Source organism: Pseudooctadecabacter sp., from assembly GCF_020627745.1.
Lineage (GTDB): Bacteria > Pseudomonadota > Alphaproteobacteria > Rhodobacterales > Rhodobacteraceae > Octadecabacter.
On the sequence record NZ_JAHDGE010000053.1, the window covers coordinates 1 to 2415 of the forward strand.

Genomic DNA, 2415 nt, shown 5'->3' on the forward strand with positions numbered 1-2415 from the left:
ACGCTGGAATACCACCACGACCTGCACCACAACGCCTATGTCACCAACGGCAACAAGGCGATTGAGGGCACCGAGTGGGAGGGCAAGTCCCTCGAAGAGATCATCAAGGGCACCTATGACGCGAACGCGGTGGCCCAGAACGGCATCTTCAACAACATCAGCCAGCTTTGGAACCACAACCAGTTCTGGGAAATGATGGGCCCCGGCGACAGCGCCATGCCCGGTGAGCTGGAAAAGGCGATCACCGAAAGCTTCGGGTCCGTCGACAAGATGAAAGACGAATTCAAAGCGGCGGGTGCCGGTCAGTTCGGGTCCGGCTGGGCGTGGCTGGTGAAAGACACCGACGGGGGTCTGAAAGTGACCAAGACCGAAAACGGCGTGAACCCTGTGTGTTTCGGCCAGACGGCGCTGTTGGGCTGTGATGTGTGGGAACATTCCTACTACATCGATTTCCGCAACAAGCGGCCTGATTATCTGACGAACTTCCTCGACAATCTTGTGAACTGGGAAAATGTCGCGTCACGCATGTGATCTGACATATCCATATTGATCTGGGGCTCGCCACTTTGGCGGGCCCTTTTCTTTTGGCGGAACATCCAATGGGGGGTGCGGGTTGTTTTCACAAGCAACTGACAAAAGGAGAGACCCATGGCCGAGCGGCACAGAAGCAACGACGGAACCCGCGAGACGGATGCCTATACGTCCGATCTGGACACGCCGTCCCATGCGGGGCGCGACGGGGGCGACATGGCCCGCCGCATCGCCACCAAGGACGAGGAAAAGCGTCTGGTGGACGGCGATACATCCGTCACCCGCGTGACCAAGAAATACGAAAAGGGCGAGGGCAATCTGGGGGGCCATCACGGCACCGATGTCGACGCCAAAGAAAAAGGGAGCAGCTGATATGACCGAGATCACAAACGGCACCCATATCGTCATCGCCAACAGCGAGAAGGTTTTGTATCTGGTCAACACAACCGATGCGGAAGACCCCTATTTCGAGGTGATGGACAAGGAAACGCAGGACAACCCGTCCGACATCGAACAATCCGCCAACCGGCCCGGTCGGATGGCGGACAGTCAGGGCAACAAATCGGCGTTTCAGGACACCGATTGGCACGAACTGGCCAAAGAGCGGTTTGCCGAAGACATCGCCGACCAGCTGTATGATCTGGCCCATCACGGCAAGATCGACCGGTTGGTGCTGGTGGCGGGACCGAAGGTTCTGGGCAACATCCGCGAGGCTTTGCACAAGGTGGTGCAGGACAAGATCGTGGCGGAGGTGCCCAAAAACCTTGCCGGTCATCCTTTGAACGAGATCGAGGATATTCTGGCCGCCGAGTTGAAAGCGGCCTGATGACCTGAAAGCGGCGTCCTGCGGGGCGCCGTTTTTTCGAATGGGCTTCGCCCATCCGATCCGCGCAGATCTTTGCGGTCGGGAATGGTGGTGAGGGCAGGAGGGGGACGCTGTCCCCCGGGCGCAAAGCGCCCCCCCCCCTGAGGTATTTTGAAACCAGAGAAACAGGGCGCGCGTCAGGCCTTCAGAGCGGTTTCCAGATCATGGACTGTCGGCAGGAAGGTCGTAAAGTCCAACAGGTTGGCGTCAGCAAAACCCTGGTCGATGGTATGGGTGATGAGGGTCAGCAGCGGGTCCCAATAGCCGTTGATGTTGAGGACGTAGATCGGTTTGCTGTGCAGTTTCAGCTGGCGCCAGGTGAGGGCTTCGAACATTTCATCGAGCGAGCCTGCGCCGCCGGGCAGCACCACCACCGCGTCGGCATTCATCAGCATGACCTTTTTGCGTTCATGCATGGTTTCGGTGACGATGAAGGTTGTCAGGTCGGTCTTGCCGACTTCCCAGTCCATCAGGTGTTGCGGGATCACGCCGAAGGTGTCGCCGCCAGCCGTTTGCGTGGCCCGTGCCGTGCGCCCCATGAGCCCCACATCGCCCGCCCCGTAGACCAGCCGCCAGCCGTTGCGCGCGATCATCGTGCCGGTGTCTTCGGCGGCTTTCGCATAGGCCGGATCGGCCCCGTCGCGGGAGCCGCAGTAGACGCAGACAGACAAAGGGCGGGCGGTCATGGGGCGTTCCGATCACAGGTAAGGGAGAGGCGCAAAGCACCTTTTGACCCCTGATAGCTGCGTTGATAGGCTCTGCCAAGGTTCGGACGACAGCTGCGTCCGGCGCACATGTCGGGGAGGACATAGGGTGCAGACATCAACACTTGCCCTGCTGGGGGGTGGCGTCGTGGCGGTGGCCCTTGGCGCTGCGGTGTACATGCGGCCTTTGCCGGAGGCGCGCGCGCCGGTGGCGGGCACGGATGCGGTGGCGGTGGAGGAGGCCGCCGGGGCGGCAGGTGGCGCGCCGGAGGAGACGGCGGATGTGGACGCGGGTTTGACGCAGGACACGGCGGC

General features: G+C 61.0%; 5 protein-coding genes. 4 read left to right on the top strand and 1 reads right to left on the bottom strand.

Annotated elements, in window-relative coordinates; translation table 11 throughout:
* The 3 genes from QZ653_RS14110 to QZ653_RS14120 all read left to right on the top strand — a co-directional run.
* Positions 1-531: superoxide dismutase (locus QZ653_RS14110; protein WP_296420998.1), on the top strand; the 531-nt coding region annotated here is incomplete at its 5' end.
* 117 nt (positions 532-648) lie between these two features.
* A complete protein-coding gene (locus QZ653_RS14115) occupies positions 649-903 on the top strand; it encodes a hypothetical protein (protein WP_296421000.1) in 255 nt (84 codons plus the stop codon).
* A 1-nt stretch (position 904) separates the two neighbouring features.
* The gene (locus QZ653_RS14120) at positions 905-1357 is read left to right on the top strand and encodes a host attachment family protein (RefSeq protein ID WP_296421002.1); all 453 of its coding nucleotides are present in this window, start codon (positions 905-907) and stop codon (positions 1355-1357) included.
* Positions 1358-1533: 176 nt separating this feature from the next.
* On the opposite strand, the gene QZ653_RS14125 is transcribed toward QZ653_RS14120, so the two are convergent.
* Entirely contained in the window at positions 1534-2082 is a 549-nt protein-coding gene (locus tag QZ653_RS14125; protein ID WP_296421003.1) for a TIGR00730 family Rossman fold protein, read from the bottom strand.
* A gap of 127 nt (positions 2083-2209) precedes the next feature.
* On the opposite strand from QZ653_RS14125, the gene QZ653_RS14130 reads away from it, so the two are divergent.
* A partial coding sequence (locus tag QZ653_RS14130; protein WP_296421005.1) for a hypothetical protein occupies positions 2210-2415 on the top strand: 206 nt, incomplete at its 3' end.